The sequence below is a fragment of the Streptomyces sp. JK94 genome, assembly GCF_053613315.1.
Genome location: NZ_JBSICH010000017.1, coordinates 12042 through 27010, shown reverse-complemented (window position 1 = coordinate 27010; position 14969 = coordinate 12042). Strand labels below are relative to the sequence as shown.

16 protein-coding genes are annotated in these 14969 nt (G+C 73.2%); 10 read left to right on the top strand and 6 right to left on the bottom strand.

The window, feature by feature from the left end; genetic code table 11:
* Positions 1-7: 7 nt before the first annotated feature.
* The 7 genes from ACVV2G_RS17060 (at position 8) to ACVV2G_RS17030 (ending at position 5876) form a co-directional block, all read left to right on the top strand.
* Entirely contained in the window at positions 8-1291 is a 1284-nt protein-coding gene (locus tag ACVV2G_RS17060) for a 2Fe-2S iron-sulfur cluster-binding protein (RefSeq protein WP_453843552.1), read from the top strand.
* Between the two features lie 121 nt (positions 1292-1412).
* Positions 1413-2189 carry an SDR family oxidoreductase gene (locus ACVV2G_RS17055; protein ID WP_453843551.1) on the top strand — a complete coding sequence of 259 codons (777 nt, stop codon included), beginning with the start codon at positions 1413-1415 and terminating at the stop codon, positions 2187-2189.
* 25 nt (positions 2190-2214) lie between these two features.
* Positions 2215-3063 (top strand): tryptophan 2,3-dioxygenase, encoded by an 849-nt coding sequence (locus ACVV2G_RS17050; protein ID WP_453843550.1) that lies wholly within the window; start codon positions 2215-2217, stop codon positions 3061-3063.
* Positions 3053-3901 (top strand): alpha/beta hydrolase family protein, encoded by an 849-nt coding sequence (locus ACVV2G_RS17045; protein ID WP_453843549.1) that lies wholly within the window; start codon positions 3053-3055, stop codon positions 3899-3901. Before ACVV2G_RS17050 ends, ACVV2G_RS17045 begins: the two co-directional genes overlap by 11 nt.
* Entirely contained in the window at positions 3898-5157 is a 1260-nt protein-coding gene (locus tag ACVV2G_RS17040) for a kynureninase (protein ID WP_453843548.1), read from the top strand. The genes ACVV2G_RS17045 and ACVV2G_RS17040 overlap by 4 nt, the downstream gene beginning before the upstream one ends.
* Positions 5158-5365: 208 nt before the next feature.
* On the top strand, positions 5366-5545 hold the full coding sequence (locus ACVV2G_RS17035) for a hypothetical protein (RefSeq protein ID WP_453843547.1): 180 nt from the start codon (positions 5366-5368) through the stop codon (positions 5543-5545).
* A gap of 28 nt (positions 5546-5573) precedes the next feature.
* The gene (locus ACVV2G_RS17030) at positions 5574-5876 is read left to right on the top strand and encodes a hypothetical protein (protein WP_453843546.1); all 303 of its coding nucleotides are present in this window, start codon (positions 5574-5576) and stop codon (positions 5874-5876) included.
* Positions 5877-6188: 312 nt separating this feature from the next.
* Here the strand turns inward: ACVV2G_RS17030 and ACVV2G_RS17025 are convergent, their stop codons facing one another.
* Positions 6189-7124 carry an aldo/keto reductase gene (locus tag ACVV2G_RS17025; protein ID WP_453843545.1) on the bottom strand — a complete coding sequence of 312 codons (936 nt, stop codon included), beginning with the start codon at positions 7122-7124 and terminating at the stop codon, positions 6189-6191.
* A 693-nt stretch (positions 7125-7817) separates the two neighbouring features.
* Between ACVV2G_RS17025 and uppS the strand changes: the two genes are divergently transcribed.
* Both uppS and ACVV2G_RS17015 read left to right on the top strand, forming a co-directional pair.
* Positions 7818-8528 carry a polyprenyl diphosphate synthase gene (uppS, locus tag ACVV2G_RS17020; RefSeq protein WP_453843544.1) on the top strand — a complete coding sequence of 237 codons (711 nt, stop codon included), beginning with the start codon at positions 7818-7820 and terminating at the stop codon, positions 8526-8528.
* A complete protein-coding gene (locus tag ACVV2G_RS17015; protein ID WP_453843543.1) occupies positions 8525-10039 on the top strand; it encodes an oxygenase MpaB family protein in 1515 nt (504 codons plus the stop codon). The genes uppS and ACVV2G_RS17015 overlap by 4 nt, the downstream gene beginning before the upstream one ends.
* A 212-nt stretch (positions 10040-10251) precedes the next feature.
* Here ACVV2G_RS17015 and ACVV2G_RS17010 read toward each other — a convergent pair whose 3' ends face one another.
* The 5 genes from ACVV2G_RS17010 to ACVV2G_RS16990 all read right to left on the bottom strand — a co-directional run bounded on the left by ACVV2G_RS17010 (position 10252) and on the right by ACVV2G_RS16990 (position 13888).
* Positions 10252-11850, bottom strand: a complete 1599-nt coding sequence (locus ACVV2G_RS17010) for a polyamine aminopropyltransferase (RefSeq protein ID WP_453843542.1) — start codon at positions 11848-11850, stop codon at positions 10252-10254.
* A gap of 10 nt (positions 11851-11860) precedes the next feature.
* Positions 11861-12298, bottom strand: coding sequence for a DUF350 domain-containing protein (locus ACVV2G_RS17005; RefSeq protein WP_453843541.1), 438 nt, complete (start codon positions 12296-12298; stop codon positions 11861-11863).
* A gap of 63 nt (positions 12299-12361) precedes the next feature.
* Positions 12362-12763, bottom strand: a complete 402-nt coding sequence (locus ACVV2G_RS17000; RefSeq protein WP_453843540.1) for a DUF4247 domain-containing protein — start codon at positions 12761-12763, stop codon at positions 12362-12364.
* Entirely contained in the window at positions 12760-13251 is a 492-nt protein-coding gene (locus ACVV2G_RS16995) for a DUF2617 family protein (protein WP_453843539.1), read from the bottom strand. The genes ACVV2G_RS17000 and ACVV2G_RS16995 overlap by 4 nt, the downstream gene beginning before the upstream one ends.
* 241 nt (positions 13252-13492) lie before the next feature.
* Entirely contained in the window at positions 13493-13888 is a 396-nt protein-coding gene (locus tag ACVV2G_RS16990; protein ID WP_453843538.1) for a cupin domain-containing protein, read from the bottom strand.
* Positions 13889-13940: 52 nt separating this feature from the next.
* On the opposite strand from ACVV2G_RS16990, the gene ACVV2G_RS16985 reads away from it, so the two are divergent.
* On the top strand, positions 13941-14933 hold the full coding sequence (locus tag ACVV2G_RS16985) for a GlxA family transcriptional regulator (protein WP_453843537.1): 993 nt from the start codon (positions 13941-13943) through the stop codon (positions 14931-14933).
* Positions 14934-14969: the final 36 nt, after the last annotated feature.

Below are 14969 nucleotides of genomic sequence, written 5' to 3'. Positions count from 1 at the left end.
GCACACCGTGAACACCGCCACCAACGCCGCGCCGGCCACCACCACCGAGCCGACCACCGCCACCGCCGAGCCGACCACCGCCCCCACCGCGTCGACCGCTGTGCCCGGGTCGGCGGCCACTGCCGCATCGGCCGTTGGGTCCGGTTCGGCCGTTGCGTCCGGGCCGGCCGCCACCGCCCCGTCCGACGCGCCGACGGCCGCCCCCGCCGGTCGCGCCCGCTGGCACCCGCTCCGCGTCACCGAGGTCCGGCACCTCACCGCCGACACGGTGGCCGTCACCCTGGAGGTGCCCACCGCCCTGCGGGACGTCTTCGCCCACCGCCCCGGCCGGCACGTCACCGTCCGGCACCGCCGGGCCGGCACCGAACTGCGCCGCAGCTACTCGGTCTGCCCGCCCCCGCACGCCCCCGAGGCACTCCGCCTGGTGATCAAACGGGGCGCGCCCGACGGCTTCGGCGCCCACGCCACCACCCGGCTCGCCCCCGGCGACCACCTCGAACTCTCCCCGCCCTCCGGCGCGTTCGCCCTGCCGGACGTACCCGGCGCCCACCACGTCCTCCTCGCGGGCGGCTCCGGCATCACCCCCCTGGCCCCGATGGCCGCCCACGCGCTGCGCCGGGACCCGGCCTGCCGCGTCACCCTCGTCCACACCGCCCCGACCTCCGCCGACGCCCTGCTGGCCGACGAGATGGCCGAACTGAAGGACGAGTTCCTCGACCGGTTCACCGTCCTGCACGTGCTGACCCGCGAGGACCGGGGGAGCGGGGGCGGCGGCCCCCTCGGGCGGCGGCCCGACGCGGCCGGGCTGCGCCACCTGCTGGCAGCCGTGGACGCGCGTCCCGGCCCGGACACCACCTTCGCCCTGTGCGGACCGCCCGGACTCATCGACACCGCACGGCGGGTCCTGGCGGACTGGGGGGCCGATCCGGCGCTCGTCCGCCGGGAGATGTTCACGGCCCACGGGACGGCGCCGCCCCCACCGCGGACGCCCGCACCGGCGCCGGCGGCGGGGGAGACCCGGGTCACCGCCCTCGTCGACGGCCGGCGCCGCGTCGCCACCGTCCTGCCGCGCGACACGTCCCTCCTCGACGCGCTGCTGCGCGCCCACCCCGACGTGCCGTACGCCTGCCGTGAGGGCGTGTGCGGCAGTTGCCGCGCCAAAGTCCTGTCCGGGCAGGTGACGGCGGACCGCCAGCACGCCCTGGACGAACGGGACCGCGCCGCCGGTTACACGCTCGCCTGCCGGTCCCGCCCGCACCCTCCCGAGGTCACCCTCGACTTCGACGCCTGACCCGCACGCCGGCCCCCGCACCCGCGCCCGACCGAAGGCGCCCGGCCCCCGCACCCACCCGCGACCCGCACCCGCCCCCACGCCCGGCCACCCCCGCCACCCTCACCCAAGGAGGCCCACCATGACCGTCACCGCCCGCCACGAGGGAAAGACCGCCCTGGTCACCGGGGGCAGCCGCGGAATCGGCAGAGCCATCAGCCGCCGCCTCGCCCGCGAGGGCGCCCTGGTGGCGGTGCACTACGGCCACGACCTGACGGCCGCCGAGCGGACCGTCAAGGAGATCGAGGCCGACGGCGGCCGCGCCTTCCCCGTGCACGCCGAACTCGGCATCCCCGGCGACGCCGGGACCCTGTGGTCCGCCTTCGACCGCGCCCTGGCGGAGCAGGACGCGCCGGCGGGACTGGACATCCTCGTCAACAACGCGGGCATCACCGTCCCCCGCGGCATCGCCGACGTCACCGAGGCCGACTACGACCGCGTCTTCGCCATCAACACCAAGGCACCGTTCTTCATCATCCAGCGCGCCCTGACCCGCCTGCGCGACGGCGGCAGGATCGTCAACATCTCCTCCGTGGCGACCCGCGTCGCCTTCCCGGCGATCGTCTCCTACACCATGACCAAGACCGCCCTCGACTACCTCACCCTCACCCTCGCCCAGGAACTGGGGCCCCGGGGCATCACGGTCAACTCCGTCGCCCCCGGCTACACGGAGACGGAGATCAACCCCACCCTCGCCGTGCCGGAGATCCGCCGCAGGTACTCGGAGGCCTCCACGTTCGGCCGGCTGGGCGACCCGGTGGACATCGCCGACGTCGTCGCCTTCGTCGCGAGCGACGACGCCCGCTGGGTGACCGGCCAGTGGATCGACGCCTCCGGTGGCGCCCACCTCGGTGTGTGACCCGTACGCACCCCTAGGAGATGTGATGAACAACAGCACGTCCGCTCCCGACGAGCCGGTGAAGGACGACGCCCTGACCCGGCCCTTCGCGGGCGCGAGCCCCTACGACACGTACGTGCACGCGTCCGTCCTCAACTCCCTCCAGCGCCCGCTCACCGAGGCCCCGGACGAGATGGGGTTCCTGGTCACGACCCAGGTGATGGAACTGTGGTTCACCCTGATCGTGCACGAATGGCGCGCGGCACGGGTGGCCTTCGCCAAGGACGACCTGCACGCGGCCATGGACGCGCTGACGCGCAGCCGCCGTGCGCTGACCGCCCTCAACGCCGCCTGGGCGCCCATCGCCGCACTGACACCCGCCCAGTTCAACGGTTTCAGGGCCGCGTTCGGCCAGGCTTCCGGCTTCCAGTCGGCGATGTACCGGCACATGGAGTTCCTCCTCGGCGACAAGTCCGCCGGACTGCTGCGCGCCCACCGGGGCGACCCGGACGTCCACGAGGCGCTCGCCGAGACCTACCGCGAACCGTCCCTGTACGACGAGGTACTGGCGTACCTCCACCGGCAGGGCCTGCCCGTGCCGCGCCACGTCCGCGAACGCGACGTGACCAGCCCGTACACCAGCGATCCGGGGGTGGTGGAGACGTGGCGGCACGTCTACGCCGGCCCGCAGCACCACCCTCACCTGGCGCTCGGTGAACTGCTCACCGACCTCGCCGAACTCGTCACCCGCTGGCGGTTCGACCACGTCATGGTGGTCCGTCGTGCCATGGGCTCCAAACCGGGCAGCGCCGGTTCCGCCGGGCTCGCCTGGCTGGAGCAGCGGACGGCCCGCCCGGTCTTCCCCGAACTGTGGGAGGTGCGCGGTGACGTCTAGGGCCGTCTCCGCCTTCGCCGCCGAGGAGGAACAGCGGGTCCTGAGCCTGAAGCCGGTGCTGGCACCGGTGCACGGCCGCTACGGCGACCACCCCCACCAGTCCTACGACGCCTGGCCGTCCGACGACCCCGACGCCCCGCTGGTGATCCTGCTGCACGGCGGCTACTGGCGCTACGACCGAATGCACCTGACCCCGTTCGCGGCGTACCTGTCCCGGCAGGGCTTCGACGTGCTGCTCCCCGGGTTCCGGCGGTCCGGCGGCGCGGGAGGCCACCCGGAGACCTTCGACGACGTCGCCCGCATCGTGGACACCCTGCCCCGAGGGCGGCCGTACGTCCTGGCGGGCCACTGCTCCGGCGGTCATCTGGCGCTGTGGTGCGCTGCCCGGGGACTGCTGCCGCCGGGCTCGCGCTGGCACACGCGCACCCTGCCGACGAGCGTGCTCGCCCTCGCACCGATCACCGACCTCACCGCCACCCGCCGGGACGGCCTCAGCGACGGCGCCGCCCTCCAACTCCTCGGTGGCCAGGACCACTTCGAGGAGCGACTGCCCGAGGTGGACCCCCTGACCCTGCTGCGCGACGCCGGTACCACCGGGGTGCCCACCGTGCTGCTGCACGGAGCCGACGACGAGGAGGTCCCGCTCACCCAGTTCGGCGACTACGCGGCCGTGCACCGGGACCTGAGGACGGTCGTCCTGCCCGGCACCGGCCACTACACCCTCATCGAACCGGGAGCACCCGGCGCCCGCGCGGTCGCCGACACCCTCCGGGAGATGGCGGCCGGGTTCACCCCGGGGTGCCCCGGCCGCGCGGACGAGGAGGCCGCACACCGATGACCACCGCGCTCTCCGCACCGGCCGCCCTGCGCGAGCGGGCCGCGCGGCTCGACGCCGAGGACCCCCTGGCCGCCCTGCGCGCCCGCTTCCTGCTCCCGCCGGGCGTCGTCCACCTCGACGGCAACTCCCTGGGCCCGCTGCCCGCCGCCGTCCCGGCGGCCCTCGACGACGTCGTGAGGCGCCAGTGGGGCACCGGCCTCATCGGTTCCTGGAACGCCGAGGGCTGGTGGGACGCTCCCCTGCGGGTGGGGGACACCGTCGGTGCCCTCATCGGGGCGGCGCCGGGGCAGACGGTGGCGGGCGACTCCACCAGCGTGCAGGTGTTCACCGCGCTCGACGCCGCCGCCGCGCTCCGCCCGGACCGGCCGCTGCTGGTCACCGACCCGGGGCACTTCCCCACCGACCGCTTCCTGGCCGACGCCGTCGCCTCCCGCCGCAACGCGGAGGTACGGCGGGTGCCGCCGGAGGACCTCCCGCGCTTCCTCGCCGCCGAGGGCCACCGGGTCGCCGTCGTCAGCTACGCGCCCGTCGACTTCCGCACCGGCGAGCTGTACGACATGCGGGCGCTGACCCGGGCCGCCCACGACGCCGGCGCCCTCGCACTGTGGGACCTGTGCCACGCGGCCGGCGCCCTGCCCCTCGACGTCGACGCCCTCGGCGTGGACCTGGCCGTCGGTTGCGGCTACAAGTTCCTCTCCGGGGGCCCCGGCGCCCCCGCCTTCCTCTACGTGGCGCGGCGCCATCACGCCGCGCTGGAAACCCCGTTGCCCGGCTGGACCGGCCACGCCGATCCGTTCGGCCTGGCCGGGCAGTACACGCCCGCCCCCGGCATCGCCCGCGCCCGCATCGGCACCCCGCCGATCCTGTCCCTGCTCGCCCTCGAAGCGGCCCTCACCGCCTTCGACGGCGTCGACCTGACGCGGGTACGCGCCAAGAGCCTGTCCCTGACGGGCTTCTTCCTGCGCTGCGCGGACGACCTCCTCACCCCCCTGGGCTTCACCTCCGTCACCCCGGCCGAGCCCGCCCGGCGCGGCAGCCAGGTCACCCTCCGGCACCCCCACGCCCGCGGTCTGGTGGTCGCCCTCGCCGAGCACGGCGTGATCGCCGACATGCGCGTGCCGGATCTGCTGCGGTTCGGCGTGAACGCCCTCTACACCAGCCACCAGGACCTGCTCACCGCTGCGCTGCGCCTGCGGGACCTCGTCCGCGAAGCCGCCTACGACCCCGCGCCGACGGCCGCGGGGCCGGTGACCTGAACGGCGGACGGTGCGCCGCCGCCCACGCCGACGACCGGTGGGCGCTCGTCGACGGGCGGGAACGCGGCACGGGCCCCGACGAAGCACCCGTGGCCGTTCCCGCCCACCGCGGCGGTGGGTACCAGGGCGCACCTTCCCGGCATCCGGGAGGACGTACCGGGTAGGCGCGACGTGTACGCACAAGCGCTCACGACGTCTGGATGAGTTCATGACGGAGAAGACCGAAGACACGAACCGCACCCGGTCCTGCCTCGCCTGCGGCACGCCCGCCGGGGACGGCGCCCTGTGCGAGCGCTGCGGCAGGGTCCTGGAACTCCCGGCCGACGCCGGGCTGACGGAGGACCGGGGCGCGGCAGTCCGCCGGGACTTCGAGGGCCGCGGCAGGTAAGGAGCCGATGACGGGGTACACGCCCGGCATGGCAAAGAGGAATGATCACCAGGCACTGCCGCCCCGCATCCGTCAGCTCCGTCAACTGCGCCACATCCGGGCCTTCTACGCGGCGGGGTTCGCACTGTGGGCGGTATCGGCGGCCTGGACGGGCTGGGAGTCCCCCGGGAGCCGGCAGATGTGGGTGGCGCTGCTCCTCCTGGGGGTCTTCAGCGGTCTGCTGCTCACCGCCTCGGCGTGGGTCAGGCGCCTCGACAGCGACGCCCCGCGAGGACCCGCGCGCCATGCCGCTCCGCGCAGGGCGATGACCACGCACCACGGGACTTCCTGAGCGGGACCGGCACGACAGCCGCGACCCGACGGTGACGGGACGGACCGAACCCCACCGCCGCGTCCTCGACGGCCCGGACCCGGGGAGCGTCCCGAACCGGCCCCGTGCGCGAGCGACGCGGTGACCCGCGGACCCTGGCGGGGCCCGCGTCCCGCCGACCGCGCAAGCCCGACCGGCACCTGCGGCACGGCACCGCCCCCAGCCCGCCCGACTTCTACGACCAGGCCATCGACGGTATCGCCACCGGTGAGGGCGTCGGCTCCTGCGGCACCGCCGCCCCACCGCGCCGTCAGCGGGTCGTCGTCACCGCGGCTACCGCGCTGCCGCGAAGCGCGCCACGTGCTCGTCGCCGAGCCGCACGCGGCGTGCGGCGAGTGCTTCCTCGATCTGCTCCACCCGGCTTGCGCCGACGATGGGATCGATCCCCTGCTGCATCAGCCATGCGAGCACGACCTGGTTCCTCGTGGCCGAGAGTTCGCCGGCCACGTCGTCCAGGACCGTGAGGACCCGGGCGGTCCCGGGGTGATCATAGGTCGGCGGAAGCGGCTTGTCCGCGCGCACGTAGGACCCCCACATCAACGAGCTGTACGACCACACGGCAAGCCGCTCCGACCGCGCCAGGTCCAGGTCCTCGGCAGCGAGCAGGCGGTGGCCGCCCTCCGGAACGGGGGCGAGCGGGCGCGGCTGGACGAGCGAGTGGCGCAGTTGCAGGGACGTCCACGGCTCCACGCCCCGTTCCCGCGCGAGTGACCGGGCGCGCTCGACGCGCCAGGCGGGATGGTTCGCCGCACCGATCCGCAGCGTCACTCCCTTCGCGACCAACCCGCCGAAGGCGACGACCGTTTCCTCCAGTGGCACGGAACGGTCCTCCGCGTGGGCCCAGAGCAGATCGACGTGATCGACTCCGAGGCGCTCCAGGCTCCCCTCCACGCCGGCGTGCACGGCGCGCTCCGACAGTCCTTCGGCGCTCTCGGGCGAGTGCGGGACGAGCAGGTTGTGACGGACCTTCGTCGCGATCCGCACCGTGTCGCGTGCGCCCGGGCGGGCCCGGAGCCACGCTCCGATGACGCGCTCGCTGGCGCCGCCGACCCCCCTGGGGTCGGTCCAGTAGGAGTAGCAGTTCGCGGTGTCGAGCCAGACGCCGCCACCGACGACGAAGGAGTCGAGGATCTCGAAGGCCTGGTCGGGGGCGACACGGGTGCCGAAGTCCATCGTGCCGAGAACGATCCGGGGGTCTGTGGTCTCCATGCCGCCCATCCTCGGATCTGGAGCGCGCTCCAGGTCAAGCGGTGACAGGCCCGCTGCGGACGGCCTGGACTCTTTCTCGGGGCCGCATCACGTGGCGACCGCCGGGACGCTGCCCGATGGCCGGCGGCGACATCCGAGCCGTGGAGGCGACGCCGTGCCGGAAGGCAGGGCGTGCCCCGCTCCGCCCCCGAGTGTTCCCGGTCCGGCAGGCCCGGTTCACTCCTTCCCGCCCGTGTCCGCTGCCCGGGCGGTCACGGTGAGTGTCGGGCCGTATCCGGGACGGGACCAGTGGAGTGACATCACCCGGGAGCAGTGACTCGGACGTACGAGCCAAGGGTGACGCCGCTCCGGTTCCGCCGGTCGGGGCCCTTCGCGCTGTCACACTCCCCGGGAGGGCCCGCGCCGGCGGGGTGTGGGCGGGGCGGTTGGTGAGACGGGGTGGGCGTGATCGAGCGCGGTCCGGCAGGACATGGCGCGTCGGACGGGACGGTGTCGGGCATGACGGACCACGGCGTCCCGTGCGCACGTCCGACGACGGAGGACCGCCCGGACGGCCGGCACGGCGGCGACGACCCCGGTGGACGGCGGCAGGGCGACGACCCCGGCGGGTGGCGGCAGGGTGACGGGCCGGGCCGGGATCGGCCGAACGGAGGGCTCGGTGAGCAGCGGCGAGGCGCCGGACCGCCATCTGCGGTGCCACGGCACGTGGCCTGCGTGATGGACGGCAACGGCCGCTGGGCACAGCGGCGTTCGCTACCCCGCACGGCGGGTCACCGGGCTGCCGAGACCACCGTCATCGACATCATCGAGGCGGCCCGGACAGCCGGTGTCGAGTGGCTCAGCCTCTACGCCTTCTCCACCGAGAACTGGAACCGGCCCGGGACCGAGGTCGATTTCCTGATGCGCCTGGTCCGCCGGGTCGTGCGCAAACACGCGCCGCTCCTGCTGGCCCGGGGCATCCGCTGTCGCTTCCTCGGGGTCGCCGACTCGCGCATCCCCCGGGAACTGGCCCGGGACTTCGACGACCTGATGACGCTGACCTCCGACAACCGGGGGATGACCTTGACCGTAGCCTTCGACCACGGAGGGCGCCGGGACATCGTGGAGGCCGCAAGGTCGCTGATCCGCAGCGGGACGCCCGCCCACGAGGTGACCGAGCAACTCTTCGCGGACCACCTGCCGTTCCCCGACACCCCCGACGTGGACCTCGTCATCCGGACCTCCGGTGAGCAGCGCATCTCCAACTTCATGCTCTGGCAGGTCGCCTACGCCGAGTGGGTCTTCCCCGAGGTGCTCTGGCCGGACTTCCGGGCCCCCGACTTCCTGACCTGCCTGCACACCTTCCGGAATCGCGACCGCCGCTTCGGCGGCGTGCCGCCCCACACGAACGGAGACCGATCATGACCACGGAAGCCACGGGAAGGCCCTACAAGGATCCGCTGTCCGGCGCCACGGGAGCTACGGGGACGGCCGAGGAGGAGTCTCTGTTCGGCCCGGGAACTCAGTTCAGCGCTCTCTTCGACGACCCGCGCTGGGCACTGGCCATGATCCGCGCCACGGTGCTGGAGGCCGCTCACCCGCAGATCGGCGCCGCCCTCGTCGACAACTCCACCTTCGTCGCCCACCCCTGGCGCCGGCTGCGCAACACCTTCCTCAGCATGCGGCGCATGCTCGGCGACGACCCCGCGGTACGGGCGCGGGAGGCCGCCCGGCTCAACCGGCTGCACGCCCGCATGAGCGGCTCCGACTCCCGTGGCCGCGCCTACGACGCGATGGACCGGGCGGCCCGTGCCTGGGTGGTCGCCACCCTCTTCGAGAGCGCGGTCACGATGTGCCGGCTGAGCGGCCAGCCGCTCGACCGGGACACGATGGAGCGGATGTACGCCGAGTACCGCGGGTTCCTCGCCGCGCTCGACGGTGACGCCGCAGAGCTCCCCGAGGACCTGAACGGCTTCTGGCGGTACTTCGACCGGGTCGTCGAGAACGAGCTGGAGGACACCGAGGCGGCCCGCGTCATCCTCTACCGGCTCTTCGACCACCTGCCGGCCCCGGCCCTGTTCGACGGCGCGCCGACCCTCTGGGCGGCAGGCCGGGCCGTCGCCGGGCCGCTCCTGGGCGCGATCACCGTCGCCTCGCTTCCCGAGCCGTACCGGCGCCGCGCCGGCCTGCCCGAGATGCCCGGTGCCCCGTCCCTCATGCAGGGCGCCTACCTCGCCGCAGGCCTCGCCCGTTTCCTGCCCGCGGGCTGGATCAACGCCGAGAGCATCATCGAAGTCCTCTCGCTCTCGCCCGGCGGCGACGACCCCCGCGCCCGGACCGTGACCGCCCTGCGCGCCCGCGTGAAGCGGGCCTCGGCGCTGCTCCGCCTCCTCGCGCCACTGAGCGGCGACACCGATCGCGGCCCGGAACCGGCGGCTTCGGCCGGTACGGAGGAGGGCCGCCGCTCGGCGGAGGAGTTCTTCCGCCAGGTCCTGGACCAGACCGGCGACGGCCACCTCGACTGGCCCGACCTCGCTGCCATGGCCCGCGAACTCGCGACCCGCCTCGACCTGGACGAACCCGGGGAGACCCGGCTCTACGACGCCTTCGCCGCCTGGTGGCGCGAGCTCCAGGCCGCCCTCGACACGGATGGCGACGGCCGCGTCGCCGCCGACGAGTACGCCGCCGCGGTCCCCTCCCTCGCCGGGCCCGCGCTCATCCGCGTGGCGGAGACCCTCTTCGACGCCACCGACAAGGACGGCAACGGCACCATCGACGCCGACGAGTACCGAGCCCTCTTCCGGACCGCCTTCCACCGGGACCTCACCTCCACCCACGCCACCTACGGCCGAAGCGCCTTCGTGGGCGACTTCCTCTCCTTCATGTCGGGCCGCCGCACGAACACCGCGTACGACCCCCTGCTCGCCGACGCCTGAAGTGCTCCCGCCGTGCGGTACGGCGAACCCCGTGGTCCGCCGGCGCCCCGCCCGTCCCGCACGCGCCGGGCAGGAGCACCGGCGGGACCAGGCCCTCCCCGTCGGGCCCCCGCACACCCCGGGCCGGCTCCTCCGCTCCCGCCGTCACCCTCCCGCCGGCGTGACCGTGACGCGCGCCCGTGCACCGAGGCGGTCACCACGCAGGACGCGGCCTAGTAGTTGCGCCACTCGTCCAGGACGTACTCGAGCACCGCCGGGTCCATCAACGTGCTCGGCCGTACATCGGTGCGCCGGCGGTCGGCGGGGAACACGGTCGCCGCCCTGAGTACCGCGGCGTCCAGGTAGCGCAGCTTCGGGACGTCCGCGGCGAGGCGGAGCGGCGGGGGTTCGGTGCCGCGGCCGGCGAGCACGAACCCCCAGTTGCCGAAGCTGGGCACGTCGACCTGGAACGCGGTCGTCGCGTACCCCGCCGTCTCGATCGTTTTCGCGATCGACCAGTACGTCTTCGGGGCGAAGTACGGCGATCCGCTCTGCACCATCACCTTGCCCTGCGGCGCCAGGACCTGCCCGAGCAGGTGGTAGAACTCCACCGAGTACAGCTTGGCGAGCGAGGCCGCATCCGGATCGGGGAAGTCGATGACGACCGCGTCGTACCGCTGACGGGCACCACGCAGCCAGGTGAAGGCGTCGGCGTTGACCACCTCGGCCCGCGGGTCGTCCAGCGCGCCGCGGTTGAGCGCGCGCAGCGGCGCGTAGGTCCGCGCCAACCGGGTCATGGCCGGGTCCAGTTCGACCAGCGTGACGTGCCGGACGTCCTCGTACCGCAGCACCTCCCGCAGCGCGAGCCCGTCACCGCCGCCCATGATCAGCACGTTGGAGCGGGGGCCCGACAGTGCGGGGTGGACGAGCGACTCGTGGTAGCGGTACTCGTCGACGGAGCTGAACTGGAGGTCGCCGTTGAGGAACAGCCGTGTGTCGGGGCTTCCCGTGAAGGCGGTGGAGCGGGTGACCACGATGTCCTGATACTGCGTGGTCTCGGCGTGCACGATGGGATCCGCGTACATCTGCTGCCGTGCGGTGACCTCCAGGTCGTCCGCCAGCACGTACGTCGCGCCGAGCACGGCGAGCACCGCGGCGACCCCCGCCAGCAGACCGGCCCGGACCAGGCGGCGGAGTTCGTGACGGAAGAGGAGGACCACGACGATGACGCCCGCGACCGCGTTGACCGCGCCGATCACCAGGGCGCCCTTGAGCTGGCCGAAGGTCGGCAGCAGGAGCAGCGGGAAGCACAGGCCGCCGACGAGGGCGCCGATGTAGTCGACGGCGAACATGTCGGCGACGGCACTGCTCGCCTCCTGCCGGCGGATCCGCTGCAGGAGGGTCATCAGCAGCGGGATCTCGGCGCCGATCAGCAGGCCGATCACCAGTGACACCACGATCATCGCGGGCATGTAGAGCTGGAGCCAGGCGAAAGCCGTGTAGAGCACCAGGACGGACAGGCCGCCGATCAGGGCCAGCGTCCCCTCCACCACGGCGAAGGCGACGACGGCGTGGCCGCACAGCGGCTTGGCGGCCAGTGAACCCACCCCCATGGCGAAGACCATCACGGAGATGACCACGGAGGTCTGGAGCACCGAGTTGCCGATGAGGTAGCTGCCCAGCGCGGTCAGGGCCAGTTCGTAGACGAGGCCGCAGGCGGCGCAGAGGAAGACGGCGAGCAGCAGCAGGAAGCGCGCCCCCCGGTGGGGAGGGGAGACCAGGGGGCGGGAAGGAGCCGCGCTGTCCAGGTCGTCCACAACGGTGGAACTCATGGGCGCGGTCCTAGGAGAGGGCAGCGCCGACCATGAAGGCGGTGCCCAGGTACATGCCGGCCTGGACCCAGGCGGCGGGGTGCGGGCGGCCGTCCTCGTCCTCCAGGGCGGCCGCGCCCATCTGGCCCGGTGTGAGCAGGCCGATCACGATGCCGACCAGCGTCATCACCAGCACGCCGGCCAGACCGTACAGGAGCGTGCTCACCAGGCCCTGGCCGAGCCCCTTCTCCGACTCACTCGCCCGGATGGCCTCCATGATGACCAGGCCCACCGCGACGGACTGGCTGCCCAGCAGAACGGCCGCCCCGCGGTTGCGGTCCCGCCACACCACGTGGAAGAGCTTGCCGGGTGTCACGAGGTCGAGGGCGACGAAGCCGAGGGCCATCACGGCGAGGCCCACGACTCCGTAGAGCAGGGCCTGGCCGGCCGACTCGAAGATCTCGGTCACTGGGGTGCCTTTCTGGAGGACGTCGTCGGGGTGGGGGGGGGTGGTGCCGGGTGCGCGCCGGGGTCACTTGCCCTCGCCGGGACCGCCGCCGCGGTAGCTCTGGCTGTTCGGGTTGGGCCAGTTCACGAGGTGTTGCTGGTGGCGCCGGTAACCGTTGCGGTAGTCCTCGATTTCGATCAGGCTGCCGCCCCCGTGCGGTGAGACGGTCACCATGTCGTCGCCGTAGCGCAGGAAGCGCATGCCCCCGCCCGAGGAGCGGTCGAGGGCCTCGCGGTGTCTGTGGATCGCGTCGGCGACCCGGGCGGGGGAGCTGTCCTCGTCGAGCCACCGGGAGCCGCTGACGGTGTAGGTCTCGCGGATCCAGGAGCGCGGGACACCTTCCTTCCCGTCGCTGGAGCAGGCCGGGAGCAGGAGAGTGACCAGCACGGCAGCCACCGCTCCGCGGACGAGTCGGGCATGGTTCATCGGGCCTCCAGCCTGGTGCGCGTCGATACGATCTGCCCGTCCTGCGGGTAGGTGTGCCAGGTGCGCCAGACCAGCCGGGCCCGGGAGGTCTCGGCGGACGCCTCGACGACCACAGCGGTCACCGCCTCCGGTGAACCGGGGAAGACTCCGCACAGGCTGTGCTCGGCGCCGGCCGCCCGGTCGAGGATCTCCGCCACCCGCGTGCTGAACTCGTGGGGGGCCGGATGAGCCGTGGTGGCACCGAAGTCGTAGGTCCAGCCCGCCTCTTGCCGGGTGAGCCCGGCCGGCAGCCCCCGGGCGGCCCCCGGCAGACACGCCACCGTCTCCCTGACGGGCCCGGCGAAGACCTGGTGCGAGGCACCGAGCAGCCTCATCCGCACGCCCACTCCGCCCACGAGCGCCTCACGTTCGGCGAGTGCCGGCCGTTCGGCCAGGTCCAGCGAGAAACACAGCTGGTCCGCGGACGTGTCCAGATAGGAGGCGCGCAAGGACAACACGTGTACATGGCCCCCCGTCCGATTGTGTTACGAGCGGCGCCGAGTATGGCATACGACACCACTGGGGCTGGAACGGCGGAGGCGTCCACGCGGACGCCCACCCGCTGCCCCCGCGTTCCTTACGGGGCCGAGGCCGGGTGGGCTGCCGAGCCGCCGTCCCTCACCGGCTCGGCAGGGACGCTGCATGGGCCCGGGAGCACGGCCCGCCACCCGGCCCCGGCGCTCGGGCTCATCAGGTACCGAGTGCGTGCCCGGTCGTCGAGTCGACGTGGTCCGGGATCTCGTCGTGGCGATCGCCCACAGTCGGAGTCCCGGCGGGCTCGAACATGAGGATCGCGGCCCCGGACGGAGCGTACGGCCTGTGCTCCGTGCCGCGGGGCACGGTGAAGACCGCCCCTTGTGGCAGCACGACCGTGCGCTCCCCATCGGGCTCGCGCAAGGAGATGCGGAACTCGCCGTCGAGTACCAGGAAGAACTCGTCGGTGTCGTCGTGCACGTGCCAGATGTGTTCGCCCTCGACCTTGGCGATGCGGACGTCATAGTCGTTGACGCGTGTGACGATACGGGGGCTCCACACGGCATCGAAGGAGGCCAGAGCCTTGCTGAGTGGGATGGGTTCGCTGCTCATGGGCTCATCCTGAGCCCATTCGCACGGCCGCCGTGAGTGCTAGGAATTGCGCATGGCGAAAGAATCCTCGCACGCAGCTCGCGCGGCGGGCGTACACCGGGTCGTCGTGATCGTGGACGAGAACTCGAACCCCTTCGAGCTCGGCTGCGCGACCGAGGTCTTCGGTCTGCGCAGACCGGAGATCGGCCGTGATCTCTACGACTTCAGGCTCTGCTCCCCTGAGCCCCGCACCCTGATGCGAGACGGATTCTTCACGCTCACGGGAGTCGCCGGCCTGGAAGCGGCCGAGGCCGCGGACACCTTGATCGTCCCCAACCGGCCGGACATCGAGGTGCCCCGCCGGCCCGCCGTGCTCGATGCCGTCCGGCGGGCGCACACACGCGGTGCGCGTCTGGTCGGCCTCTGCAGCGGTGCCTTCACACTGGCCGAGGCCGGAGTGCTCGACGGGCGCCGGGCGACCGCGCACTGGCAGTGGGCGGATTCCTTCCGGGCCCGCTACCCTTCCGTCCGGCTCGAATCCGACGTCCTGTTCGTGGACGACGGCGACGTCCTCACCGCCGCGGGGAGCGCGGCGGCGCTCGATCTCGGGTTGCACGTGGTGCGCCGCGACTACGGCGCGGACGTCGCCAACTCCGTGAGCCGCCGCCTGGTCTTCTCGGCGTACCGGGACGGCGGTCAGCGGCAGTTCGTGGAGCGCCCCATGCCCGACCTGCCGGACGAGTCCCTGGCGCCTGTTCTCGCCTGGGCCCAGGAGCGGTTGGACGCACCGCTCCCCGTGCCCGACCTGGCGGCACGTGCGGCGGTCAGTCCCGCGACGTTGCACCGCCGCTTCCGGGCACAACTGGGCACGACCCCGTTGGCATGGCTCACGGGGGAGCGACTCGCCCTGGCCTGCCGGTTGATCGAGCGGGGCGAGACCCGTTTCGAGGTGGTCGCGCGGCGCAGCGGCCTTGGCACCGCTGCCCATCTGCGTGCGCTGATGCGCCGTGAGCTGGGCGTCACTCCGTCGACATACCAGCGCCGGTTCGGGCCGGAGGGGAAGTGACGGCGGGCGTGCTCTCACCGCCCATCACGAGGAAAA

What these genes read in the sequence shown, in the direction of transcription:
- ACVV2G_RS17055 (WP_453843551.1), top strand. Translation starts at nt 1,413, where the DNA reads ATGACCGTCACCGCCCGCCACGAGGGAAAGACCGCCCTGGTCACCGGG.
- ACVV2G_RS17050 (WP_453843550.1), top strand. Translation starts at nt 2,215, where the DNA reads ATGAACAACAGCACGTCCGCTCCCGACGAGCCGGTGAAGGACGACGCC.
- ACVV2G_RS17040 (WP_453843548.1), top strand. Translation starts at nt 3,898, where the DNA reads ATGACCACCGCGCTCTCCGCACCGGCCGCCCTGCGCGAGCGGGCCGCG.
- ACVV2G_RS17035 (WP_453843547.1), top strand. Translation starts at nt 5,366, where the DNA reads ATGACGGAGAAGACCGAAGACACGAACCGCACCCGGTCCTGCCTCGCC.
- ACVV2G_RS17030 (WP_453843546.1), top strand. Translation starts at nt 5,574, where the DNA reads ATGGCAAAGAGGAATGATCACCAGGCACTGCCGCCCCGCATCCGTCAG.
- ACVV2G_RS17025 (WP_453843545.1), bottom strand. Translation starts at nt 7,124, where the DNA reads ATGGAGACCACAGACCCCCGGATCGTTCTCGGCACGATGGACTTCGGC.
- ACVV2G_RS17015 (WP_453843543.1), top strand. Translation starts at nt 8,525, where the DNA reads ATGACCACGGAAGCCACGGGAAGGCCCTACAAGGATCCGCTGTCCGGC.
- ACVV2G_RS17010 (WP_453843542.1), bottom strand. Translation starts at nt 11,850, where the DNA reads ATGAGTTCCACCGTTGTGGACGACCTGGACAGCGCGGCTCCTTCCCGC.
- ACVV2G_RS17000 (WP_453843540.1), bottom strand. Translation starts at nt 12,763, where the DNA reads ATGAACCATGCCCGACTCGTCCGCGGAGCGGTGGCTGCCGTGCTGGTC.
- ACVV2G_RS16990 (WP_453843538.1), bottom strand. Translation starts at nt 13,888, where the DNA reads ATGAGCAGCGAACCCATCCCACTCAGCAAGGCTCTGGCCTCCTTCGAT.
- ACVV2G_RS16985 (WP_453843537.1), top strand. Translation starts at nt 13,941, where the DNA reads ATGGCGAAAGAATCCTCGCACGCAGCTCGCGCGGCGGGCGTACACCGG.